The organism is Kiloniella litopenaei, from assembly GCF_000982415.1.
In the GTDB taxonomy this organism is placed as follows: domain Bacteria; phylum Pseudomonadota; class Alphaproteobacteria; order Kiloniellales; family Kiloniellaceae; genus Kiloniella; species Kiloniella litopenaei.
The window spans coordinates 91,920-115,905 of record NZ_LANI01000018.1 but is presented as its reverse complement, the minus strand read 5'-3'; the positions used below and the strand labels follow the sequence as shown (position 1 = coordinate 115,905).

The window sequence follows — 23,986 nt, the reverse complement described above, 5'->3', positions numbered from 1 at the left end:
AAAGGTAAAAACGCACCAAAAACTCACAGCCATAACCATGCGTTTTCAACAACTTAGCCTTAACACATACTATAGAGCTTGACCCCTGCACCAAGATCGCTATATTCCGCACGTTAATCCGCACTAAATCAACTCCTTGCTGGTGACCTCAAGCGGAAACAAGGACACCAGCTCCGGGTAAAGGTTTTTCCTCTGCCCACAAAGCCGTGAGGAGTAACTATGGCTTTTTATGAATGTGTATATATCGCACGTCAGGACATCTCGTCCTCACAGGTCGATGCACTCACTGAACAGTTCACTGGTATTATTACCGAGAACGGTGGTTCCGTAGGCAAAACCGAATATTGGGGTCTGCGTAACATGGCTTATCGCGTAAAGAAAAATCGCAAAGGCCACTATGTTCTTCTTAACATCGATGCACCAGCTGCTGCGGTCCAGGAAATGGAACGTGTTATGCGCATCAATGATGATGTTCTTCGTACCCTTACTTTGCGTGTTGATGAGCTTGAAGAAGAGCCATCAGTAATCATGCAAAACCGTGGCAACCGTGATGAGCGCGGTGGTCGTGGTGGTCGTGGCGGTCGTGACGATCGCGGCGGTCGTGGTGGTGATCGTGGTGGTCGCCCTCCTCGTGAGGGTGGTGATCGCGCTCCTCGTGAAGCAACAGCTAGCTAAGGAAGAGAAACATGGCCGTTCAAATCGTTAGCCAGGGCGTTGGTTCACGTCGCCCATTTAACCGTCGCCGTAAAAGCTGCCCGTTCGCTGGTGCAAACGCACCAAAGATCGACTACAAAGACACACGTCTTCTGCAGCGTTTTATCTCAGAGCGCGGTAAAATTGTACCAAGTCGTATAACCGCAGTATCTGCAAAGAAACAGCGCGAGCTTGCAAAAGCTATCAAACGTGCTCGCTTCCTTGCTCTATTGCCATACTTGATCGGGTAAGAAGGAGATTTTATCATGCAAGTCGTCCTTCTAGAACGCATCGAAAAACTTGGTCAAATGGGTGATGTTGTCACCGTAAAACCTGGTTATGCTCGTAACTTCCTGCTTCCAAAGCAGAAAGCTATGCGCGCAACTAAAGCCAATCTTGAACACTTCGAAAACCAGCGTGCTCAGCTGGAAGCAGATAACCTCAAGCGTCGTGAAGAAGCCGAACAGGTTTCTGGCAAGCTTGAAGGTCTAACTGTTTCCCTGATTCGTCAGGCTGGTGATTCCGGGCAGCTTTACGGTTCTGTAAACACCCGTGATATTGCTGAAGCAGTTACTGAAGCTGGCGTTACAGTTGCCCGCTCTCAGGTTGTTCTCGACAAAGTTATCAAAACTCTTGGCCTGCACGACGTTAAAGTTGTTCTGCACCCAGAAGTTTCCGTTAACATTGTTGTTAACACTGCACGTTCTGCTGAAGAAGCTGAGCTACAGCTTAGCTCAGGCGGCGCTGTTTCCACTGAGGAAGTAGCTGAAGAGCGTGAAGCTGTTGCAGAAGCAGTTGAAGAAGAAAGCACAGAAGAAGAAACAGAAGCATAAGTCTTCTTTTCTCACTTTTGAGTTTCATGAGACGGCACCTTTCGGGGTGCCGTTTTCATTTCCAACCTGTACTTCTCTTCCCTAACGAGCTACATTCCTCTGCGCTTGTTTTTGCCTTAAACAGGATAGAGAAACAGCTGCGCCCACGTGTTATTTGATAATCATTTTCTAGATTCGAGGCCATGGAAGATCACGCGATTCCGCCCTTTGACGTTTCAGACATCCCCTTTGATGATGGACCAGAACTACGTTCTCCCCCTCATAACTACGAGGTAGAACAAGCACTGTTGGGTGCCGTTCTGTCTAACAACAAAGCCTTTGAAAGAATCTCGGACTTCCTTCTCCCTGTTCATTTTGCAGATCCGGCCCATGCCGAAATTTATCACGCTTGCAAAACATTGATTGAACGCGGGCAGCTTGCGAACGCGACGACCCTCAAAAACTTTTTCGCCAGCAATGGCAATCTGGAAGATCTTGGTGGCACCAGCTATCTCGCCGAGCTTCAAAGCAATGTGGTTACCATTATCAATGCCTCTGAATATGGTAAGATCATTCACGATCTCTATATCAGAAGAGAGTTGATTGATCTTGGCGAAGAAGTGGTCAATAACGCCCATACACACGAACTGGAACTCTCGGCAACCCAACAGATTGAAGGCGCGGAACAAAAGCTCTATCGTTTGGCAGAAGAAGGTCAAACCGAAGGCGGCTTTACATCCTTTGCCGACGCGCTTGCCGTTTCGATGAACTACATTGACGTTGCCATGAAACAGGGCGACGGTATTTCCGGTGTATCAAGCGGGTTGCGCGATGTCGACAAGCTTCTGGGTGGCTTCCATCATTCTGATTTGATTATTCTTGCGGCTCGTCCTTCAATGGGTAAGACGGCCTTTGTGACAAACATCGCCTTTAACATCGCGCAATCAACAAAACCCGGCCACAATGCCGAAGGTGACGAAGTTGATATCCCCATGTCCGTTGCCTTCTTCTCGCTAGAGATGTCAGCAGATCAGCTCGCAAGCAGGATCCTGTCCTCTGCTGCGGAAACACCGTCTCATCTGATGCGTAAAGGTGAATTGACCGAAGATCAGTTTGAACACGTCTTTCAAGTCAGCCGTGCACTTTCAAACTACAAACTTTTTATCGATGATACGCCAAACCTCACAATTCCGGGCCTTCGTAATCGTGTCAGACGCCTAAAGAGACAGCATGGTCTGGATATTATTATCGTCGACTATCTACAGCTGATGTCAGGTGCGCCTGGAGGCAAAAGTGATAGCCGCGTTCAAGAAGTCTCTGAAATCTCTCGTGGTCTAAAAGGGATTGCAAAAGAGATGAATGTGCCCGTCATTGCGCTTTCCCAGCTATCGCGTCAAACAGAACAGCGTGAAGATAAACGTCCACAACTTTCAGACCTTCGTGAATCCGGTTCTATTGAGCAGGATGCAGACGTTGTGATCTTTCTCTATCGTGACGAATATTACATTGCCCGAGAAAAACCGGGTCAAGGTGCTGACGATTCAACAGATAAGTTTCATGAAAAATTGGCCAATCACGAGGCACGTCTGGATGCAGCAAGAAACAAGGCCGAAATGATTGTTGGAAAGCAACGTCATGGCCCAATCGGCTCTGTTGAGCTTCACTTTAATGGTGAATTTACAAAGTTCTCTGATCTCGCTGAGGAAGATCAGCTACCCGAAAGTTACTAACTTTCCCGATTCATATAAATAACCCAACACTTTGCCTTGGCCTAGATTGACGCAAAAGAACACCTTAGGTATTGTGCCTAAGCTAATGGGGACAACTTGTTGTATATGAATGTGTGAACACTGATGTCTCTCGCAGAGAAACGGATAAATCCTTGGGGGAGGGAAACTCTGGACAAACCAAGCTCATTGCTCGTTAAAGTCTAATTCGGAAGCTTTTCGACTGACTGCCCACTGTTGTCATTTCAATCTCAATCCATACGGTAAAAATGCATGCCCATTCTTCAGCCTCTTGGTAATCTTACGCTACGTTTTTTAGAGATTATTGGGCGTCTTTCCATCTTTGCCGGGACAGCAATTTCACACTGTTTTCGCCCTCCTTTCTATCCAAAGCTTATTATCAAGCAAATGATAGAGGTCGGGTACTACTCTCTCCCCGTCGTGGGGCTGACAGCCATTTTTACAGGTATGGTTCTCGCCCTGCAAAGCTATACAGGCTTTGCACGTTTTTCAGCAGAGAGTGCTATTCCAAACGTTGTTATCGTCTCGATCACCCGTGAACTTGGCCCCGTGCTAGCCGGGTTAATGGTTGCTGGTCGGGTCGGCGCCGCCATGGCCGCAGAAATCGGTACAATGCGTGTGACTGAACAAATTGATGCCCTCTATACTCTTGCAACAAACCCGTTTAAGTATCTTATTGCTCCGCGTGTTATCGCAGGGGTGCTAACACTTCCCCTCCTCGTACTTGTGGCTGATACAATTGGTGTTTTTGGTGGGTACCTGGTTTCCGTCCACAAACTTGGGTTTAACCCGGCAACCTATATCAAGAACACCATTGATTTTATGGAAAATCTTGATGTCATCTCTGGCTTGGTCAAGGCCGCTGTTTTTGGTTTCCTGATTACCTTGATGGGCTGTTACCACGGTTTCCACTCCAGAGGTGGAGCCCAAGGAGTTGGCGCAGCCACAACAAATGCTGTTGTGTCTGCTTCTATTCTTATTCTCGTCTTTAACTACATCATAACTGAATTGTTTTTCTCAATATGAACAACAAAACAGATATCACCAACAAGGACATCAGAATAAAAATCAGAGGCTTGACCAAAGCCTTTGGGCCCAAAGTCATTCTCGACAATCTGGATCTTGATATTTACGCAGGGGAATCCCTTGTCGTCATCGGCGGGTCAGGCACAGGAAAATCTGTGCTGTTAAAATGTATACTGGGTTTGTTGCGCCCGGATTCTGGGACGATAGAAATAAACGGACAGGATATCATTGGTCTAGACAACGATGATATGGAAAAAGTACGTCGAAAATTCGGTATGCTTTTCCAGTACGCCGCCTTATTTGATTCTCTTACCATTCTGGATAATGTTGCTTTTGGTTTAATTCAAGCCCACGGCGTTCCCAAAAAAGAGGCGCACCGCATCGCACTCGAAAAGCTTTCCGCCGTTGGTTTGGGCGAACGCTTTGCGAGTAAATTTCCTGCGGAACTTTCAAGTGGTATGAAAAAACGGGTCGGACTCGCAAGAGCCATTGCCACGACCCCCGAAACTCTGTTTTTTGACGAACCCACGACGGGACTAGACCCCGTGATGGGTGATGTTATTGACCAGTTAATTGTAAAGTCGGTCAAAGAACTCGGCGCAACAGGGCTAACCATTACCCATGATATGGATTCCGCGAAACGAATTTCTGATCGTATCGCGATGCTTTATGGCGGTAAAATAACTTGGGTTGGCCCTACAAACGAGCTGGAAAAAACCGATAATCCTTATGTTCATCAATTCATAAATGGACTATTAGAGGGCCCAATAAAAGTCAGTCTCGCACATAGTGACCGGGCAACAGCCTAAAACCATTTTCTACCTGAATATCATCGGGTAAGTTTAAACAGAAACACAACAAGTTCAGGAGATCCCCTTGGCGCGCCCCGTAATTCGCTATGTCTGTCAGTCCTGCGGTGCAAACTATGCAAAATGGTCAGGTAAGTGCGATTCCTGTGGCGAGTGGAACTCTATTACAGAAGAAGCTGGCTCATCCTCTCCAGTGCCCGGTGGATTGGGTAAAAAAAATGTCCGTAAGGGCAAGCAAATCGAATTTGTTAGTCTGGAAGGAACAAGCAAACCCGTTCCAAGAATGGTTAGTAAGAACCTGGAATTTGACCGCGTCTGTGGCGGTGGACTGGTCCCCGGATCAGCTGTCCTCATCGGCGGAGACCCCGGGATCGGGAAATCAACACTTCTGACCCAGATATTAGCCGCGCTGACCAATCAGGCCGGCATCAAGTGCGTTTATATATCCGGCGAGGAAGCTATTGATCAGGTGCGGTTGCGTGCCAGACGTCTGGGCTTAAAAGGCGATGACTTTTTACTCGCCTCGGCAACATCTGTACGCGATATAGCCACAACGCTTGATGAACATGATGCGCCTCAGGTCGTAGTCATCGATTCTATTCAAACCATGTTTGTTGATAGTCTGGATTCTGCGCCCGGAACCGTGTCTCAGGTTCGGGCATCTGCTCAGGAACTGATCCAACTGGCCAAGGCCAGAGGCTTTAGTGTCTTGCTTGTGGGACACGTCACAAAAGAAGGCGTCATTGCCGGACCAAAAGTTCTGGAACATATGGTTGATACCGTTTTGACCTTTGAGGGGGAACGTGGACACCACTTCAGAATTTTACGAGCTGTGAAAAACCGTTTTGGCCCTACCGACGAGATTGGCGTCTTTGAGATGTCTGAACAAGGGCTTGAGCAAGTATCCAACCCTTCTGCGCTTTTTCTTGCAGAACGTCGAGGCAATGTGACAGGCGCAGCCGTTTTTGCCGGGCTGGAAGGTACCCGCCCTGTTCTTGTAGAAATACAGGCACTCGTATCTCCTTCGCAACAGGCAAACCCGCGACGTGCCGTTGTCGGGTGGGATTCTGGCCGCCTAGCTATGATTCTCGCCGTTCTCGAAGCCAGATGCGGTCTTGTACTGGCCGGTAACGAAGTTTATTTGAATGTCGCGGGGGGATTACGCATTGGTGAACCCGCCGCAGATATGGCCGTAGCTGCTGCTTTAATATCAGCAGCAATGGACATTCCTGTGCCCGAAGATACTGTTGTATTTGGGGAAATTGGTCTTTCCGGTGAAATAAGAGCCGTTAATCAATCCGAGAGCAGGCTAAAGGAAGCAACTAAGCTTGGTTTTAAAAATGCAATAATTCCGCCAATTCGTGCAAAGAAGAATTGTAATAAAGCCGCTTCGGGGTTAGATACAAGACAGATTGAACATCTGCAGGATCTGGTTGCATTGTTTGCAGCGAAATCAGTCAAGAAAACTGCGGGTGGCTAACCGGCAAAATTGTTAGGTATTGATGGAAAACTTACCCATCTCACTCTTCGATGTCGCTGTAATTGGCATCATTGTCGTCTCGGGCCTCTTTGCTCTGTTTCGGGGGTTCGTTCACGAGGTGCTATCTGTGGCATCATGGATTGGCGCAGGCTTTGTGACACTCTGGACATTCCACCCTCTGCTTCCTTATGTGCAACAGTTTGTAAATATACCTTTTGTTGCTGAAATTATCACTGGCTTTGCCCTATTTGTCATAACGCTTGGCCTGTTCATGGTAATGATCAGAGCAATCTGCAGACATGTAAGGGAAAGTACATTTGGCCCCTTGGACAGATCACTGGGCTTTCTGTTCGGTCTGGTACGTGGTGGCATAATTGTCAGTATCGCCTGGATCGCCCTGTTTGTTTTTCTAATGCCTGAAAAAGAAGGCTGGCCAGAGGACGTCGAACGCGCAAAAACACGCCCGACAATTCAACAGGCCTCAGCTGTATTAGTAAAAGCTTTACCTGAAAAATTCCATAATGAGACCATTAAACAGGTTCTCATGCAGGCCGAAGCCGCACGACAAACCTATAACGCAACACAAACATACCAACGTTTGATAAGCCCGGAATCACAATCTTCATCAGATAATGAAGATGCAGCCGGCTATAACGATGAAATGCGTTCACAAATGCAGAAGACCATAGATGCCGTAAGTGGCAGCGAATAACAGATTTATTACTGAGTTCAGGAAAGCGAAAGCCATGACACTCGAAGATTTTCATGATGATGATAAGCTCCACGAAGAATGCGGCGTTTATGCCGTTCATGGGCACGAAGGGGCTGCGGCTCTTGTAACGCTGGGCCTACATGCTTTACAGCATAGAGGCCAAGAAGCTGCCGGTATCATCAGCTATGATGGTAATGAATTTTACAATCACCGTGCCTTGGGGCATGTCGGGGATAACTTTTCCTCTCAAGAGGTTATCGAACGCCTCAAAGGACATGTGTCCATCGGACATACCCGCTATTCCACCACAGGTGAAACAGCGTTGAGAAACGTACAGCCTCTCTTTGCTGAACTTCACGATGGTGGATTTGCCCTTTGTCATAACGGGAATCTGACCAACTCGCAAAAAATCCGAGACCAGCTGGTTATGCGGGGATCAATCTTTCAGTCAACAATGGATACCGAGGTTATTTTGCACCTCGTCGCAACATCAATTCAGGACACCATTGTTGGTAAAGTTACAGACGCTATTCAGCGTATTGAAGGTGCCTATGCCCTGCTTTGCATGACAAAAGAAGGTGTTATTGCTGTTCGTGACCCCCACGGCATCAGGCCGTTGGTTCTGGGCGAGCTGGATGGCGGTTATGTCGTCGCGTCAGAAACCTGTGCGCTGGATATTATTGGTGCTAATTTCATCAGAGATGTTGATCCCGGAGAGATGATTGTCATCAACGATGATGGCGTGCAATCCCTGCGCCCCTTCCCGCCCACGCGTCAACAAACCTGTATCTTCGAATACATATACTTTGCCCGACCGGATTCATTCATTGACGGTGTCAGTGTTTACGAAGCCCGCAAAAATATTGGTAAAGAGCTGGCACAGGAAAGTCACGTCGATTCAGATGTTGTCGTTCCGGTACCTGATTCCGGTGTTCCTGCTGCGATTGGATACTCGCAGGAATCCGGTGTACCCTTTGAACTGGGTATCATACGTAATCACTATGTCGGTCGTACCTTTATTGAGCCTGGCCAACAGATCCGAAATCTTGGTGTGAAGTTAAAACACAACGCCAACAAAGCCGTTCTTGAAGGAAAGCGTGTCATCCTTGTTGATGATTCTCTTGTTCGCGGTACGACCTCTGTCAAAATTGTAGAGATGGTTAAGGCCGCGGGTGCGAAAGAAGTACACATGCGCATTGCCTCCCCCCCCATAGGCTATCCATACTTCTATGGTATTGATATCTCTCAATCCAAAGAGCTTTTAGCAGCCCAAATGGATTTGGATGAAATGGCCAAACACATTGGCGTCGATAGCCTTGCGTTCCTGACCATTGATGGCATGTACCGCGCAATGGGCAAAGAAGGTCGCGATGCAGATGCGCCTCAATATTGTGATGCCCCCTTTACTGGCCACTACCCAACACAGATCGACGATTACCAGGATCATGTCGTTGACGTACCTAGATTTATGCAATCCAAGAAAAAAGCCGGATAGGACGTATTAATGAGTGATGTAGTTAATGGACGGCTTGAAGGTAGAATTGCGCTTGTCACCGGTGCTTCTCGGGGTATTGGACGCGCTGTGGCCAAACGCTATGCACAAGAAGGCGCTCAGCTGTTACTCATGGCTAGAACAGTCGGCGCTTTGGAAGAAATAGATGATGAAATTCGCTCTGAGGGCGGTAAAAATCCTATCCTTATTCCCCATGACCTTAAAAATATGGATGGTTTGGACCAGCTAGGTGCATCCCTATATGACCGCTATGGCAAGCTTGATATTCTTGTCGGAAATGCAGGATCACTTGGCCCTCTATCCCCCATAGGCCACATCAAGCCCAAAATCTGGCAAGAAACTTTTGATATCAATGTGACCGCAAACTATCGCTTGATCAGAAGTCTTGATCCGCTTTTAAAAAAATCAGACGCAGGCCGCGCTATTTTTGTTACCACGGGATCAACAGCAAAAGCATACTGGAGCCTGTATAAAGCATCAAAAGCTGCACTGAATACATTGGTACAGTCTTATGCCTGTGAGATTGAAAAAACAAACGTCAAGGCTAACCTGATTTCCCCCGGACCAATCAGAACAACCATGCGCGAAAAAGCATTCCCTGGCGAAGATCCAATGAAACTCAGAGCGCCAGAGGAAATTACCGATACTTTCGTTGATTTGGCCTCGGCTGACTGTGCCCTCAACGGGCAGTATATAGATCTAAGACAAAATTAAGTTCTAAAGAAAAAGGCTCCAAATCGGAGCCTTTTTCTTTAGTTTCTCTTTTTCTTACCTGCATAAGGGTTATCACCCTTTTTCATATGCATACGAAGAGGAACACCCGGCATATCAAAGGTTTCCCGGAGATTATTCTCCAAAAACCTCGTATAAGACGCAGGTAGATCTTCGGGCAAAGAACAGGAAATAGCGAAGGTCGGTGGCCTTGTTCTCGCCTGCGTGATGTATTTCAACTTAATCCGTCGACCACCAGGCGCGGGCGGCGGGTGGCGTTCAATCAATTCTGCAAGCCATCTGTTCAAGCCAGCCGTTGGCAAACGAATGTTCCACACATCATAGATATCAAATACAGTATCCAGCATCTTATTGAGCTTGTGCCCTTTAAGTGCAGATATGGTGACGACGGGAATACCTTTAACCTGTGGCAAAGATGTCTGTAGTCGATCTTTAACACGCTGCATGACAGCGTCCTTATCTTTGCAGGTATCCCATTTGTTTACGACGATGACCAAAGCACGACCTTCGTCAATCACCGTTCTGGCAATGGTTAAATCTTGCTTTTCCAGGACACCATCAGCATCCAGAACCAAAGCAACAACCTGTGCATATTTCAGCGCACGAATAGTATCAGAAGCAGAGAGCTTCTCTACCTTATCTTCGATTTTTGATCGACGACGTAACCCGGCGGTATCCACAAGCTTAAGAGGCTTTCCCCGGTATTCCCATTCGATGGCAATCGCATCCCGTGTAATCCCAGCTTCGGGGCCAGTCAGTAATCTGTCTTCGTCAATCAATTTATTGATCAACGTCGATTTACCAACGTTCGGACGCCCCACAATAGCCAACTGAAGAGGTCCACGCCCTTCGCCGTCATCTTCAAAGCCCTCGAACTCATCCTCAGGATATTCGTCATCCTCGGAATCACTTTCTTCCGCTGCTTTGGCTTCGGCCGCTTTGGCTGCCATTGCTGGGGCTGGCTTTATAGGTTCAGACTTTTCAAAAACGTCAGATGATGCCTTTTCCTCGACAGCACGTGTCATATGTTCCTTGATAACATCATATAAATCACTGCTGCCCAAACCATGTTCTGCCGAAAACGGAATAGGTTCACCAAGCCCCAAAGAATAGGCCTCCATAAGCCCCTCTTCGCCGACTTTTCCCTCGCACTTGTTCGCCATCAAAGCGATGGGCGTTTTGCCTCGGCGGAGATATTTCGCAAAGTGCTCATCAATTGGCATAACGCCCACGCGGGCATCGATAACCATAATGACGAGATCAGACTCTTCTACAGCTCGTTCCGTCTGTCGACGCATACGCGCTTCCAGACTGCCATCGAAGGCCTCTTCCAGACCAGCAGTATCAATAATTCGAAACCTGCAATCGAAAAGATAGGCATCACCTTCTCTCCGATCTCGGGTTACCCCGGGTTGATCATCGACAAGTGCGAGCCGTTTTCCAACAAGTCGGTTAAATAATGTAGATTTGCCAACATTTGGGCGCCCTACAATAGCGACTGTAAAAGTCATTTTGTTTGTCTTTCTTCTCGCGCATTAGCCCACAGGCTTACTGCATCGCGATAATTTCTGCTTCAGCTGTCAGGAAGTACAAGCTATTTCCGACAACGACTGGCGGCATTGCAGCCCCATCAGGAAGCTCAAGATAACCCAATATGTCACCTGTATATGGTGACAGGGAAATTGCTTCACCATGAGACCCTGCCACGATCAGACGATCGCTAGCCAATACGGGTCCCTGCCATGCAATTAGGTCCTTACGATCTTCGGGGTCAGCAAAACGTGGCAAAGATTGTATCCAGCGAATGCGACCATCCTGTCGTCTGACCGCTGCAATCTGAGAATCATTGGTCAGGACATAGATAAACTCACCCGCAACCCACGGCATCTGAACGCCACCAATATCGGTATCCCAAAGACGAACACCTTCTTTAAGGTCAATCGCAACCATCCGACCAGAGTGGCTTATGGCAATGACCCTGTCTCTGTCAATAACTGGCATCGCTTTAATGTGGGCCAGATCAGTCAGAGGATCAGTCTTTTTGACAGAAGAAAGGTTCAAATTCCATTCTTCGTCGCCTTCTATGACATCAATGGCAACAATCTCACCAGAAGAATACGGCACGACCAATTTACGTCCGGCGATTGCAGGGCTGGCCCCGCCCAGCAAGCTTGTTTCAGATTGTAGTCCGATATGGCTCCATAATCGGCGGCCATCATCAGCTGCCAGTGAAAGCGTCTGGTTATCAAGCGTAATAATAAAGACCCGCCCGCCATTCACGGTTGGCGCGGCCCTGATTGGTGCGGGTGCATCCTGAGACCAAATTATATCCCCTGAACGAACATCCAGCGCAAAAACCCTTGCAAATCCAGTTGATACAAAAATGCGGCCATCAGCATAGGCGATTCCCCCACCGAAAAAGCCATCATCTTCATCATGGGGGTCCAGGTCTTTTTCCCAATAAACACGACCAGTCACACGATCATATGCTTTTACTGTTGATCTGGAATCCATGGTGAAAAGAACGGATTCAACAACGATCGGCTGGGCGAGAATTAACTCGTCTCCGTCGCTTTCTTCACCGATATCATCGCTCCAGCTTTCTTGCGGTAAATCACCCAATGAAAGGTGGAACATGGCATGGGCTGGATTTCCCCCATTATGGGTCCAGTACGTATTTTTAAACGGTTGCGGCAAAACAATGCGTTGATCACTTATGGATGGATCAGCCTGCAATCCCTTATCAACGGATTGAATGGAAATACGTGCGCCAGGTAAAGGTGGAGCTTCGTCTTCACCCCACCATTCATCAGCCAGACTGCATCCCGAAAGAACAAAGCCCAGACCAAGCATCAACAGGCTTTTACGCATCCCCATCCCCATTTATCTTACTCCGCCAAGCTCTCTAGTATTTGACTAGAACGACTTTTGATCCCATTCGGTGCATCGACATCATCTATGAGCTGCTGAAAAAGCGCTTTAGCTGCAACGTTATCACCTTCGCGTAAAGCAACGATCGCCTGTAGTTCAATAGCACTGTATCTGAAAGCACCGTTTGCAACAGCTAATCCAGCCAGACGTTGCTTCACATCGGCGAGCTCGCCATTTTCAACCAGATGCATAGCCGCTAATAGAGCCGCGACATCCTTCAAGGTTGAAAGTGGAGGACTGCTTGCAGCTATCTCGTCCCAAACCTTAACAGCAGCTGTCGTATCACCGGATTCAGCCAACAAACGTGCTTGTTCAAAACGGGCCAAGGTCCCATAACCATCATCACTCTGCGCCAAAGGCGCCAACACTTTCGCAGCTTCGTCTGTCTTGTCGGCCTGGGACAATTCCAAGGCAGAAGCAAAGGCTGCTGATTTTTCAGCTTGCACAGTGCTCTGATAGCTTTCCCAACCTTGAAAACCGGCCGTTGCCGCCACAATAAGAACAGCGGCACCAATTGCCCACTTACCATATTTTTTCCAAAGAACTTCAACGCGTTCACGTTTCAGATCTTCTTCAACTTCCTGAAAAATATCAGCCACGAATTAATTATCCCTCGGTTTTGTGAATAACCATTAGTATAGAACTTGTTTTTAAAAGCCTGCGACTAATCCGTCATCACTCGAAATTCGTTGAACTTTATATAGAAACTTTACCACGACAACAATCGCAATCATCAAATAACAGGGCGTGTTACTAAGATCGACACCTCATTTCCTAATAATTTATTTACGAAGATGCCCTAAACTTCGCAAATAGGTATATCACTGACCGGATGATCGGCTTTAAACTAGGCAAAATTATGAAGCGTCTTTTAAGTGCATTATTAATAAGTATTACAGCGGCAACATCATTAGCCGGATGTAGCTTAACGGACCCTGTAACTGCAGCGGCCAGTGTCGGAACGCTTGTTCATACCGATAAAACCATAACAGATCATTTCTTTAGCTGGGCAATGGCAAAGGACTGTTCCATCGTCTATACATCAAAAGGTGAGCCCTATTGCAGAGACGAGCAATTGGAAAATGGATTAGCAAATTCTGGTTACGAAAACCTTTATTGTTACCGTAATATTGGTGGCGTTACCTGCTATGAAAGCCCATATCAAGAAGCAAGCTCACAAACCACCGTATACCACAGCAAACAAGTTACTCCATCAAACGTAGCATCCGGGAACTAACTGTTAGCTAAACCGTTTTGGGGAAAAGGGTGAAAGGTCAAACGAGACCTCACTTTCCTTAACGATTGAAGCAACAATTTTCCCAGTGATTCCCCCCAACGTTAAGCCAATATGTTGATGTCCAAATGCCAGTATGATGTTCCTGTTATGAGGAGAACATCCAATCACAGGTAATGCATCGGGCATTGATGGCCGAAAACCCAACCATTCACTTTGACGCTGCCCCAGATCTGGAAGGGCCTTTTTTGCCGTTCGCTCCAGATAATCCAACAAGTTATTGGTATAACCCTTTTGCAAACCACCAAGTTCTACCGTACCAGCTATTCTTACTTGATCGCCTAGTGGGGTCATATAGAACCCCTTTTCGGCCCAACCTACAGGACGGTTAAGAACAGAGGTCTGCGCATTGAGCATAAGGTGATATCCGCGTTCGGTATCCAATGGCATCTTCCCCGCAAGGGAAGGAAGTAAACTCAGTGCATGAGCACCAGCAGCAACAACACTTTTTTTCGCGACAAATTCTGTGTTTGCACACAGAACACGCACATTGTCATCACCAGAGTTTTCTATTGCTTCAACGTTTTCATGAACATAAGCGCCACCTTGGGATACAAAATGTTCTGTAAAGCGTTCAATCAATTTTCCTGGATATAAAAACTGAAATGACTTATCGAAAAACACTCCCTTGTAAAAGACTTTCGCCAGTTCTGGTTCCATTTCATATACTTCCCCAGCCTCAATTTCACAAAGCGACACCCCGCGTTCCTGTCTGGCCTGAATATCAGAAATCGCAGCTTCGTAACCTTTTTCTGTATTATATAGATAGAGACATCCGCGTCGTTGAATAAGGTCTTGTGCCCCGGTATCTTCTATCAAGGGCATTAGACCACTTTCGGCCTTGGAAAGCAGGATAGCCAGTGCATCAATGATACGGATAACTTCTTTTGGACGGCAATGGGATACAAACTGTCCAAGCCAAGGAAGCATTCGATAGATGTAATTCCATTTTATCGCAAAAGGACTGTCTTTGCTTAGAACCAGCGCTGGTACTTTAAATGGTAAGGATGGGGAATTAATCGGAATACAGGCATAATCAGCAAAGGTACATGCACTGCCGCTGGCCGTACTGTTACCCGGGGGATTACGATCAATAACACAAACTGAATATCCGCTCTTTTGCAGCCACAAAGCAGATGAAATCCCGACCATTCCGCCACCGATTACAGCAACATCATATTGCTTTTTTTCTCTGCTATCTGTCATAGAGCTCTCAATATTAGGACGTAATAACAACCCAGGATTAAATAGACAGTCCCGCATTAATTCCGCATCTTTGGGTATCCGAGATCAATATCAGGATTTAATCGAAATAGATCAACATCTTTATCGAACAGTTATTCTACTAACGATGTTATGGATGATTTATTTTTATGAGTGGACCTTCACAAAAAAATCAGCCAACCTGTAGTTATGGATGTTCACTGCATAAAAGGTGCTGGATGACTGCTGTTTATTACCTGAACAAGGGAAAGAAGAGCTCTCAACACATAACGTTCAACAAACAGGAAATTGGGCAACTATTATCTGTTTATAGCCAAAGAGTTGCCAAAGGAGAGTGGCGGGACTATGCAATTGATATGCTAGGGGATTGTGCCGTTTTTTCTATCTTTAGACACGCACATGAAACTCCTTTGTTTTCGGTTGTTAAGTCCATGGGCCACAAAAATCGCTATGAAGAATACACGGTGTTCAACGGACACAAAAAACTAAAGCGAACACGAAGCCTGACCGAAGCCCTCGAAGTTTTTAATAATATTCTTCATCCTGTTAGCTACTAATTAACGCCTATGATTCTATAAATAAGACTGGTTATAAAAATTCTATAACCTGAAAACAGGTATGATTATTTATATACTTAACTGGGTAAATATCTACCTTGTTAACTTTACAAACAAAGATATTAAACTTTAAGGATATACCGCAAATGTTGGTTGCCGATAGTTTTACAAGTGCTCAGACTTACGCAGAGCAAGCTATCAAGATTATGGGACAAAGGGGCATCCCCTCAACACCCCCAAACTACACAATCTGGTATGATTATGTCAGCGGCAAAAATACAGATTTAAAAATAGCGATCGACAAGATTATAGAAGAAGACAAGCCCTTCACGCTTGAAACCTGTAACAAGCTGTATCAACAGTTCTATTTAACCGACACTGCCCATGGTGACCACCTACAAGAAGCTGGCGTCAGGATACAGGATACCTTGGCACAAGTCATTCAACAGATTAGCCAAGCCGGCAGTGACAACGCCAGCTACGGCGAAAAAATCACCAGTATTGCGGGCGATATGGCCGAAGAAGATAATGCCTCTTCTTTGCAGCATTTTGTTCAAGAAATCGTGCGGGAAACCGCAGTAATCACAGAGAAAAACAAAGTCCTTCAAAGCCAGTTACAAAAATCATCCAGCGAAATTGATACGCTGCAAGCAAATCTTGAAAAGGTGAGAACAGAATCTTTAACAGATGCTCTGACTCAAATCGGGAACAGAAAGCTGTTTGATACAAACCTGATCAAGGAAGCGGAAAAGGCGGAAGAAGAAAAAACAGATCTATGCTTGCTTTTAATGGACATTGACCATTTTAAAAAATTCAACGACACCTACGGGCACAGAGTTGGCGACGAAGTACTACGAGTCGTGGCGCGCCAGTTAAAAAGCGCCGTCAAAGGACAGGACACCCCCGCCCGCTATGGCGGAGAAGAATTCACCTGTATCCTGCCCAACACCAGCCTTCATGATGCGACCAGCCTGGCAAATCAAATCCGTGAAAAAATAGCAAAACAGGTTTTGAGAAACAAAAAAACCGGGCAAGAGTTTGGACGCATTACACTCTCTATCGGTGTTTCAAAGTATGTTAAGGGCGAATCTCTCGAAGGTTTCATCCAGCGTGCAGATGAAGCGCTCTATAGAGCCAAAGACCAAGGGCGCAACCGCGTCATACAGGAAATCTCGTAAAGCCCATTTTTTCTTTCACCGAAATTATATCCGAACAAGAACCGATTATGTCGCTCTCTTTTAGAACAGCTTCCCCATCAGACTTGGAAAAACTGATCACAATTCGCATTGCTGCGATGAAAGAGAGCCTGACAAATGTTGGACGCTTTGACCCAGAACGTGCCCGAGAACGCTTTGCCAGTAAGTTCCAGCCGGAAAGAACAACACTTGTTTTAAGGCGAAAACAAATTATTGGCTTTTATGTTCTTTTTGCCAAAGACGATCATCTTTGGCTTGATCATCTCTACATAGATCCCACCACACAAGGCAGCGGTGTAGGCTCCGCAGTTATGAAGAAAATAGTTGATATATCCTGCAGGGAAAAATTACCCATAAAGCTTTGCGCCCTTAAAGAAAGCAGAGCCAATAATTTTTACCAAAAGCACCGGTTCAAACATACTCATTCAGAAGACTGGGATCACTATTATACCCGTTCGTATTTAATGGAAATCAGCCCCAACTAAATCGAGCCCAAGATTTCTGCAAACTTTCAGGGGACAAAGACAGCTGTACCCCCTCCATCATCCTGACCACTGACAATCTCTTCGACCATTCGCTCTGAACGTTCCAAACGCTTGGTAAGTTTTTCGATAACCTGCCATTGTTCAGCTAAAACATCGCTGAGTTCTTGAATGGTTTTATCCTGTTCTGCAATATAACCTTCGAGAACATTGATACGTTCACCAAGCTCTTCCATTCTATTATCTTTCAGTTATAAATCTTTGAATCATTCCATCACCTTGCCTTTGTAACGGTTTTGAATATCTGTACACAAATATAATTTAGAACTTTATTTTGATAATTCTAGAAATACAGTTTATTATGTAATCATCTTAAAACAGAAGAGCTTCATTATGAATGTAGAGACTGCCGCGTCACAGATGGAAGCATTGGGAAAACCCAAAAGGCTGGATATTTATCGTGCACTTATTCGTGCCGGGAAAGAAGGCCTTTCTGTCGGTGCATTACAAGACAAACTGAAAATTCCGGGATCAACCCTGTCACACCACCTGAAAACCCTCATGATCGCTGACCTGATCACCCAGGAAAGACAGGCGACAACCCTAATTTGCCGGGCAAACTACACATCGGTCCAGCAATTGGTCGATTACCTCGTTTGCGAATGCTGTATCGATGCATCCCAAGATAGTGATGGCTGTGAAATCGATGCTTCACTTACATGCCGTTAAGGAACAAAGACTACCAGCAGTATTCATGCTCACCCTACATCATGCAAAGTAAGGACCAATGGAAAGAAAAACAGAGAAGTCAAAATCAATAACACCCGACAATCACCAATGTTGTGGTGGCGTCCCAGAACACAATACTACCGCCTGCTGCAAAGCAGATGAAGTAGCCAAGGAGCAAGGACAAAAAGGTTGTGGTTGCGCGTGTAGTGCCCCCGCTACTCCTTAATCCACACAAAAATGAAAAAGGCGAAACACGTGGTTTCGCCCTCAACAAAAACTTGGACTGCAAGATTAATTCTACAGAATTATTCCCACTCAATCGTTCCCGGTGGCTTTGAGGTGCAATCATAGACCACACGGTTGATCCCGCGGACTTCGTTAATAATCCGGTTGGAAACGCGGCCGAGGAATTCATGATCAAAGTGATAATAATCAGCCGTCATACCATCAGTTGATGTGACCGCACGCAAAGCACAGACAAAGTCATAGGTTCTGGCATCGCCCATAACACCAACGGTTCTGACGGGAAGCAAAACGGCAAAAGCCTGCCAGATTTCATCGTACAAACCTGCTTTGCGAATTTCATCCAGATAGATTGCATCTGCTTTGCGCAGGATATCGCACTTCTCTGGCGTAAGTGGCTGCCCCGGAATACGGATCGCAAGGCCAGGCCCCGGGAAGGGGTGGCGATCAACAAAGGTATCCGGTAGCCCGAGTTCACGGCCAAGATCACGAACTTCGTCTTTGAACAGCTCGCGTAAAGGCTCAACCAGTTTCATATTCATGCGCTCTGGCAAACCACCCACGTTGTGGTGCGATTTGATGGTCACACTTGGGCCGCCAGTAAAGGAAACGGATTCAATCACATCCGGATACAGCGTTCCCTGTGCAAGGAAGTCTGCACCGCCAACCTTGTTTGCTTCCTCTTCGAAAATATCAATGAAAAGACCACCGATGGTTTTGCGCTTTTTCTCTGGGTCGAATTCATCCCCGAGAGCCGTAAAAAACTTTTCAGAAGCATCAACGTGGATCAATTGGATGTTGTAATGATCCCGGAACAAAGTAACAACCTGCTCTGCTTCGCCCATACGCATAAAGCCGGTATCAACAAACACACAGGTGAGCTGTTCGCCAATCGCTTCGTGCAACAGAACAGCAACAACAGAGCTGTCGACACCACCGGACAGGCCACAGATAACTTTGCCGTCACCAACCTGTTCGCGGATTTTGGCAATTTCCTGATCCTTAAAGGCAGCCATGGTCCAGTCACCGGAACAGCCAGCCACGCCATGGGTAAAGTTCTTTAACAGCTGGGCGCCATGCGGCGTGTGCACCACTTCCGGGTGGAACTGAACAGCATAGAAACGCTTTTCATCGTTTGCCACAGCCGCATAGGGCGCGCCTTCGGACGTTGCCACCACGCGAAAGCCCGGTGCCAGCTTGCCAACACGGTCGCCGTGGCTCATCCAGACCTGCTCTTGTGTACCGACATTCCAGACCCCGTGGAACAGGGCGCAGTCTTCTTTGATATCAACAATGGCGCGACCGAATTCCTGATGGTCTGATGTTTCAACCTTGCCGCCAAGCTGTTCCATCATGGTCTGCTGTCCATAACAGATCCCCAGAACCGGAATACCCATTTCAAACACCTTCTTCGGTGCAGACGGGGCATCGTCCCAGGTTACAGAAGCCGGACCACCGGAAAGAATGATACCCTTGGGGGCATAGCTTTCCAAAAGCGCGTCATCAACGGCGTTAAAGGGATGAATTTCGGAATAGACACCGCTTTCACGCACACGACGTGCAATCAGCTGGGTAACCTGTGACCCGAAATCAATAATGAGAATACGATCAGTCATGGATGGAACTCATGCTCCGCTATAAGCCCGATACCCGTAGTGGCACATGCAACTACCTAGCATCCAGGGCGCGTTCAGTTTCACGCCCCTTTCCTGCCGCAAAGCGTGGCAAATGTCAAAGGCAGAAACAGCTCAATTACTGGTTTTCTGAAGTTTTTGCCCTAAAGCAAGAATATAAATTTTCTCTTCCAAACACAGCTTTTGAAACTACGAAAGAAAAACATCCAAAAACGAAACTATCCAGCGCCCGAGAATATGATCAGGGTTGGAATGGATCAGCTTGACCGTCATGAGAATCGAGGTGATAACCAACAGCGGGCGAATAATCCGCGCCCCGTGCTTCATGGTCATCTGTGATCCCAGATAGCCCCCGACGATGGACCCACAGGCCATAATCAGGCCAACAGACCACACCAGACTGTCGCCCAGAATAAAGAACAGTAATGAGGCAAAGTTGCTGGTAAAGTTCAACAGCTTTGCATGGGCCGTCGCTTTCAGGATGTTGTAGCCAAGCAGGGTCACAATTGCCAAGGTAAAGAACGATCCCGTACCGGGGCCGAAAAAACCATCGTAAAACCCAATGCTCGTGCCAAAGAAAAAGGCAAAGACATTCCGGCTGATCCGCTGATGCCGATCTTCATCCCCCAGTTTGCGCTGAAACAGGAAATAGATAGCAATGGCAATCAATAAAAAGGGAATGGCATTGACCAGAAAGCTGCTATCAACCGACCGCAGAACAAGTACACCAGACCCCGCCCCGACAAAGGTCAGAACAATCGGCAGTATCCACGCCTTGATATCCAGATGGCCTTTGCGGATAAAATTAAGCGTCGCGGAAAAGGTGCCAAAAGATCCCTGTAGCTTGTTGGTTGCAATGGCCTGAACCGGCGACAGTCCGACAGTCAACAGGACAGGCAGCGTAATCAGCCCCCCGCCCCCGGCAATGGCATCAACAAAGCCCGCGAAAAGACCCGCAGCAAACATCAGAGCAAGAAGCTCGGGAGAAAAGAAATCCATTGAGGTGACCTGTCGGAAGAAAAGAGCAGAAAAACAAAATCGGGAAAACAGGATATAGCCCTAGCAAGCTTTTCTTGGCTTTGCACCAAAAGATATTATCCGATCAGGATTGTCAGCGCACAAATTGTTTTGGGTGCAATCCAGCGCCATTCCCGATTACGACTGTCTTTCCAATACCGCACAAAAGAAACCGTCAAGGCCGTGTTGCGCGGGGGACACCTTCATAGTCTCGTCAATAAAGGAACAGGGCTCCATGCCTTGCGCTTCCCAGATTTTGCTGGCAGGCACGCGTTGATAGTTCGGGTGCTTTGCAAGGAAGGCATCAATCTGATCCGTGTTTTCCTCATCAAGAACGGAACAGGTCGCATAGATCAGGCGTCCGCCAATCTTTACGCAAGACGCCCCTTGTTCCAGTACGGTCGCCTGCATTTCCCTGTAGTTTACGAACTTATCCGGGGTAATGCGCAAACGTGCATCCGGCTGTCGCCGCCATGTGCCGCTTCCTGAACAGGGGGCATCGACCAAGACACGGTCAAAACCTTCGCCAGCGCCTTTTGCTGACATCTTCTTCAGGTTCTCTTTGTTCAGCGTTGCATAGCGGATATTTTCAATGCCTGCTTTTTCAACACGGGGTTCCGCCCGTTGAAGTCGGCGGGGATCAATATCCATCGCCACCAGTTCACCATCGTTTTTCAGCAGAGCGCCCAGAGCAAGAGATTTCCCCCCGGCACCCGCGCAGAGATCGAGCACAGACTGACCGGGTGTCACATCGCACAACAAGGCAATAAGTTGCGATCCCTCGTCCTGCACTTCAACCAGTCCCTCGCGAAAGGCTTTGCAGTTTCCAAGGGCCGTCCGTCCCTGAACCCTGATGCCCCAGGGCGAGAAATCCGTCGCGCCCCCTTCCACATTATCCTTGCCGAGGAACGCGATAGCCTGATCCCGTTTGCCCTTGAGCAGATTGACGCGCAAGTCAAGACTGGCCTGTGCTTGCAAACCAGCGGCTTCAGCCTTTGCGCCCTCGACGCCAAACTGCGCTTCAAACAAAGCATAAAGCCAGTCTGGCAATTCCCCCTGCACCGCTGCGGGTATATCCGGGTGGTTCAGGTCCTGTCCTTGCAAGGTTGCCAAAGCTTCGTTTTCAAATTCGCTGAGGGCACGGGGGCTGTAGTCACCGCCGTCACAGATTTCGTCCAGTTCAGAGGCTTTCATCCCCTCGACCAGGATCGCATAGGATAAAACCAGTGATCGACAGCCATCGCCAAGACCGGATCTGATTGTCCACCAATCCAGCCGACACCTGGACCTGATCACGCCATAGACCCGTGCAGAAATATCCTTGCGATCTTTAGAGCCAATAAAGCGCCGCGCCCGTAGGTAGCTGTTGACCACCCGATCCATGGGCAGGGATGAGCCCATAACCTCGGTCAGAAGGTCGATTGAAGTTTGAATACGTCCGGAAGGTCTCACAACTGATCTCGCGTTTATAGCCGGGAATAAAAAGGGCGACACCCGTTACAGGGGGCCGCCCTTATAAATAATAGATTAGAGAGCAGAAACCAAACGCTGATTACGCTCCCCATCTCTTGATTACGACTTAACCACCACTGCGATAGTTCGGGGCTTCGCGGGTGATTGTCACATCATGGACGTGACTTTCGCGCAGGCCAGCGTTGGTGATTTTACAGAAAACACAGTTCTCGCGCATGTGATCAATGGTCGGCGATCCGGTATAGCCCATGGATGCTTTCAAGCCACCAACCAGTTGGTGAACGATTGCATTTGCCGGGCCTTTGTAGGGAACGCGCCCTTCGATCCCTTCGGGAACCAGTTTCAGGTTGTCTTTCACATCATCCTGGAAGTAGCGATCCGCAGATCCGCGTGCCATGGCACCGACAGATCCCATGCCACGATAGGACTTATAGGAACGCCCCTGATAGAGGAAAACTTCCCCCGGGCTTTCGTCTGTCCCGCCGAGGAGTGAGCCAACCATCACCGCGCGTGCCCCGGCGGCAATGGCCTTGGCAATATCGCCAGAGTTTTTGATACCACCATCGGCGATAATGCCGACGTTGCTTTTGTTCGCGACTTCGACCGCATCCATAATCGCCGTTAGCTGTGGCACACCGACACCGGCAACAATACGGGTTGTACAGATTGATCCCGGTCCGATCCCCACCTTCACCGCATCGGCACCGGCCCCGATCAGGGCGCGGGTTGCTTCGGCAGTGGCAACGTTACCTGCAACAACCTGTGTTGTCGGGTAAATCTTTTTAATCTGCTCAACCGCGTTGATCACACCACGGGAATGACCGTGGGCGGTATCAACCACCAACAGATCCACGCCAGCATCAATCAGGGCCTCTGCACGGGCAAAGCCCTCTTCACCAACACCTGTTGCCGCCGCGGCCCGCAAGCGACCATGTGCGTCTTTACAGGCAACGGGGTGCTTGGCCGCTTTGTCGATGTCCTTAACGGTGATCAGACCGATACAGCGATAGTCATCATCAACCACCAGCAGCTTTTCGATACGGTGTTGATGCAACAAGCGTTTCGCTTCATCGCCGGTAATGCCTTCTTTAACCGTGATCAGGTTATCCTTGGTCATCAGCTCTGAAATCGGCTGATTGGGGTCCTGGGCAAAGCGCATGTCACGGTTGGTGATAATGCCGACCAGCTTGCCCGTTTTATCCTCGACAACCGGGAAACAGGAAAAGCTGACACTTTCCTGAAGGCGGAGAATATCCGCCAGCGTCGCGCTGGGCGGGAAGGTGAGCGGGTCGGCAACCATGCCGGATTCAAACTTTTTAACCTTGCGAACTTCACTGGCCTGTTCCTCAATAGACAGGTTCTTGTGAATAACGCCAATCCCCCCGAACTGGGCCATTGCAATCGCCAGACGGCTTTCGGTGACCGTATCCATGGCAGAAGAAAGCAGCGGGATATTCAGTTCGAGAGAGGCAGTCAGCTTTGTACGCGTGTCTGCCTGTGCGGGAAGAACAGAGGATTCTGCAGGCTGGAGCAGAACGTCATCAAATGTGAGAGCTTCGCGGATGTGCATGTCAATCTATCCCTAAGACGAGAGGAAACCCCGTTTCCCCTATGGGTGCCACACCATAGTGGCTAAATCCGATTGACGCCGCATTCTACACAGAAGCGACCTAAAGCCAAG

The 23,986-nt window shown here is 47.8% G+C and carries 24 protein-coding genes; 15 read left to right on the top strand and 9 right to left on the bottom strand.

Features of this window, described 5'->3' with window-relative positions; translation table 11 throughout:
- Positions 1-219: 219 nt before the first annotated feature.
- The 10 genes from rpsF to WH95_RS12315 all read left to right on the top strand — a co-directional run bounded on the left by rpsF (position 220) and on the right by WH95_RS12315 (position 9,507).
- Positions 220-675: a 30S ribosomal protein S6 gene (gene rpsF, locus WH95_RS12360; protein WP_046507642.1), complete on the top strand. Its 456-nt coding sequence runs from the start codon at positions 220-222 to the stop codon at positions 673-675.
- 11 nt (positions 676-686) lie between these two features.
- Positions 687-944, top strand: coding sequence for a 30S ribosomal protein S18 (gene rpsR, locus WH95_RS12355; RefSeq protein WP_046507639.1), 258 nt, complete (start codon positions 687-689; stop codon positions 942-944).
- 15 nt (positions 945-959) lie between these two features.
- Positions 960-1,526: a 50S ribosomal protein L9 gene (rplI, locus tag WH95_RS12350; protein ID WP_046507636.1), complete on the top strand. Its 567-nt coding sequence runs from the start codon at positions 960-962 to the stop codon at positions 1,524-1,526.
- A 182-nt stretch (positions 1,527-1,708) separates the two neighbouring features.
- On the top strand, positions 1,709-3,235 hold the full coding sequence (locus WH95_RS12345) for a replicative DNA helicase (RefSeq protein WP_046507634.1): 1,527 nt from the start codon (positions 1,709-1,711) through the stop codon (positions 3,233-3,235).
- A 270-nt stretch (positions 3,236-3,505) separates the two neighbouring features.
- Positions 3,506-4,279 carry an MlaE family ABC transporter permease gene (locus WH95_RS12340; RefSeq protein WP_046507631.1) on the top strand — a complete coding sequence of 258 codons (774 nt, stop codon included), beginning with the start codon at positions 3,506-3,508 and terminating at the stop codon, positions 4,277-4,279.
- Entirely contained in the window at positions 4,276-5,088 is an 813-nt protein-coding gene (locus tag WH95_RS12335) for an ABC transporter ATP-binding protein (protein ID WP_046507628.1), read from the top strand. Before WH95_RS12340 ends, WH95_RS12335 begins: the two co-directional genes overlap by 4 nt.
- Positions 5,089-5,155: 67 nt before the next feature.
- Positions 5,156-6,568 carry a DNA repair protein RadA gene (gene radA / locus WH95_RS12330; RefSeq protein ID WP_046507625.1) on the top strand — a complete coding sequence of 471 codons (1,413 nt, stop codon included), beginning with the start codon at positions 5,156-5,158 and terminating at the stop codon, positions 6,566-6,568.
- Between the two features lie 22 nt (positions 6,569-6,590).
- The gene (locus WH95_RS12325; protein WP_046507623.1) at positions 6,591-7,280 is read left to right on the top strand and encodes a CvpA family protein; all 690 of its coding nucleotides are present in this window, start codon (positions 6,591-6,593) and stop codon (positions 7,278-7,280) included.
- Between the two features lie 34 nt (positions 7,281-7,314).
- The gene (purF, locus tag WH95_RS12320) at positions 7,315-8,775 is read left to right on the top strand and encodes an amidophosphoribosyltransferase (RefSeq protein WP_046507620.1); all 1,461 of its coding nucleotides are present in this window, start codon (positions 7,315-7,317) and stop codon (positions 8,773-8,775) included.
- A gap of 9 nt (positions 8,776-8,784) precedes the next feature.
- Positions 8,785-9,507: an SDR family NAD(P)-dependent oxidoreductase gene (locus WH95_RS12315; protein ID WP_046507617.1), complete on the top strand. Its 723-nt coding sequence runs from the start codon at positions 8,785-8,787 to the stop codon at positions 9,505-9,507.
- Between the two features lie 38 nt (positions 9,508-9,545).
- On the opposite strand, the gene der is transcribed toward WH95_RS12315, so the two are convergent.
- The 3 genes from der to WH95_RS12300 are packed head-to-tail and all read right to left on the bottom strand — an operon-like array spanning position 9,546 to position 13,055.
- The gene (gene der / locus WH95_RS12310; RefSeq protein ID WP_046507614.1) at positions 9,546-11,036 is read right to left on the bottom strand and encodes a ribosome biogenesis GTPase Der; all 1,491 of its coding nucleotides are present in this window, start codon (positions 11,034-11,036) and stop codon (positions 9,546-9,548) included.
- A gap of 37 nt (positions 11,037-11,073) precedes the next feature.
- Positions 11,074-12,396: an outer membrane protein assembly factor BamB family protein gene (locus WH95_RS12305; RefSeq protein WP_218044494.1), complete on the bottom strand. Its 1,323-nt coding sequence runs from the start codon at positions 12,394-12,396 to the stop codon at positions 11,074-11,076.
- A 17-nt stretch (positions 12,397-12,413) separates the two neighbouring features.
- On the bottom strand, positions 12,414-13,055 hold the full coding sequence (locus WH95_RS12300; protein ID WP_046507610.1) for a tetratricopeptide repeat protein: 642 nt from the start codon (positions 13,053-13,055) through the stop codon (positions 12,414-12,416).
- A gap of 260 nt (positions 13,056-13,315) precedes the next feature.
- Here WH95_RS12300 and WH95_RS12295 point away from each other — a divergent pair, with 260 nt between their 5' ends.
- Positions 13,316-13,693 carry a hypothetical protein gene (locus WH95_RS12295; RefSeq protein WP_157845954.1) on the top strand — a complete coding sequence of 126 codons (378 nt, stop codon included), beginning with the start codon at positions 13,316-13,318 and terminating at the stop codon, positions 13,691-13,693.
- Positions 13,694-13,696: 3 nt separating this feature from the next.
- Here the strand turns inward: WH95_RS12295 and WH95_RS12290 are convergent, their stop codons facing one another.
- The gene (locus tag WH95_RS12290) at positions 13,697-14,956 is read right to left on the bottom strand and encodes an NAD(P)/FAD-dependent oxidoreductase (protein WP_046507607.1); all 1,260 of its coding nucleotides are present in this window, start codon (positions 14,954-14,956) and stop codon (positions 13,697-13,699) included.
- Between the two features lie 236 nt (positions 14,957-15,192).
- Here WH95_RS12290 and WH95_RS12285 point away from each other — a divergent pair, with 236 nt between their 5' ends.
- From WH95_RS12285 to WH95_RS12275, 3 genes are all read left to right on the top strand, one after another.
- Complete coding sequence (locus tag WH95_RS12285) at positions 15,193-15,531, top strand: DUF2794 domain-containing protein (protein ID WP_052741996.1); 339 nt, start codon at positions 15,193-15,195, stop codon at positions 15,529-15,531.
- A 146-nt stretch (positions 15,532-15,677) separates the two neighbouring features.
- Positions 15,678-16,709 (top strand): GGDEF domain-containing protein, encoded by a 1,032-nt coding sequence (locus WH95_RS12280; RefSeq protein WP_046507605.1) that lies wholly within the window; start codon positions 15,678-15,680, stop codon positions 16,707-16,709.
- A 47-nt stretch (positions 16,710-16,756) separates the two neighbouring features.
- The gene (locus WH95_RS12275; RefSeq protein WP_046507601.1) at positions 16,757-17,212 is read left to right on the top strand and encodes a GNAT family N-acetyltransferase; all 456 of its coding nucleotides are present in this window, start codon (positions 16,757-16,759) and stop codon (positions 17,210-17,212) included.
- A 26-nt stretch (positions 17,213-17,238) separates the two neighbouring features.
- Here WH95_RS12275 and WH95_RS12270 read toward each other — a convergent pair whose 3' ends face one another.
- Positions 17,239-17,445: a SlyX family protein gene (locus tag WH95_RS12270; RefSeq protein WP_046507599.1), complete on the bottom strand. Its 207-nt coding sequence runs from the start codon at positions 17,443-17,445 to the stop codon at positions 17,239-17,241.
- A 157-nt stretch (positions 17,446-17,602) separates the two neighbouring features.
- Between WH95_RS12270 and WH95_RS12265 the strand changes: the two genes are divergently transcribed.
- Positions 17,603-17,938 (top strand): ArsR/SmtB family transcription factor, encoded by a 336-nt coding sequence (locus WH95_RS12265; protein WP_046507596.1) that lies wholly within the window; start codon positions 17,603-17,605, stop codon positions 17,936-17,938.
- Between the two features lie 305 nt (positions 17,939-18,243).
- On the opposite strand, the gene guaA is transcribed toward WH95_RS12265, so the two are convergent.
- The 4 genes from guaA to guaB all read right to left on the bottom strand — a co-directional run bounded on the left by guaA (position 18,244) and on the right by guaB (position 23,875).
- Positions 18,244-19,797 (bottom strand): glutamine-hydrolyzing GMP synthase, encoded by a 1,554-nt coding sequence (gene guaA / locus WH95_RS12260; protein WP_046507593.1) that lies wholly within the window; start codon positions 19,795-19,797, stop codon positions 18,244-18,246.
- Positions 19,798-20,004: 207 nt separating this feature from the next.
- Positions 20,005-20,814, bottom strand: a complete 810-nt coding sequence (locus WH95_RS12255) for a TSUP family transporter (RefSeq protein ID WP_046507591.1) — start codon at positions 20,812-20,814, stop codon at positions 20,005-20,007.
- Between the two features lie 156 nt (positions 20,815-20,970).
- Complete coding sequence (locus tag WH95_RS12250) at positions 20,971-22,284, bottom strand: RsmB/NOP family class I SAM-dependent RNA methyltransferase (RefSeq protein WP_046507588.1); 1,314 nt, start codon at positions 22,282-22,284, stop codon at positions 20,971-20,973.
- Between the two features lie 127 nt (positions 22,285-22,411).
- Positions 22,412-23,875 carry an IMP dehydrogenase gene (guaB, locus tag WH95_RS12245; RefSeq protein ID WP_046507585.1) on the bottom strand — a complete coding sequence of 488 codons (1,464 nt, stop codon included), beginning with the start codon at positions 23,873-23,875 and terminating at the stop codon, positions 22,412-22,414.
- Positions 23,876-23,986 lie beyond the last annotated feature (111 nt).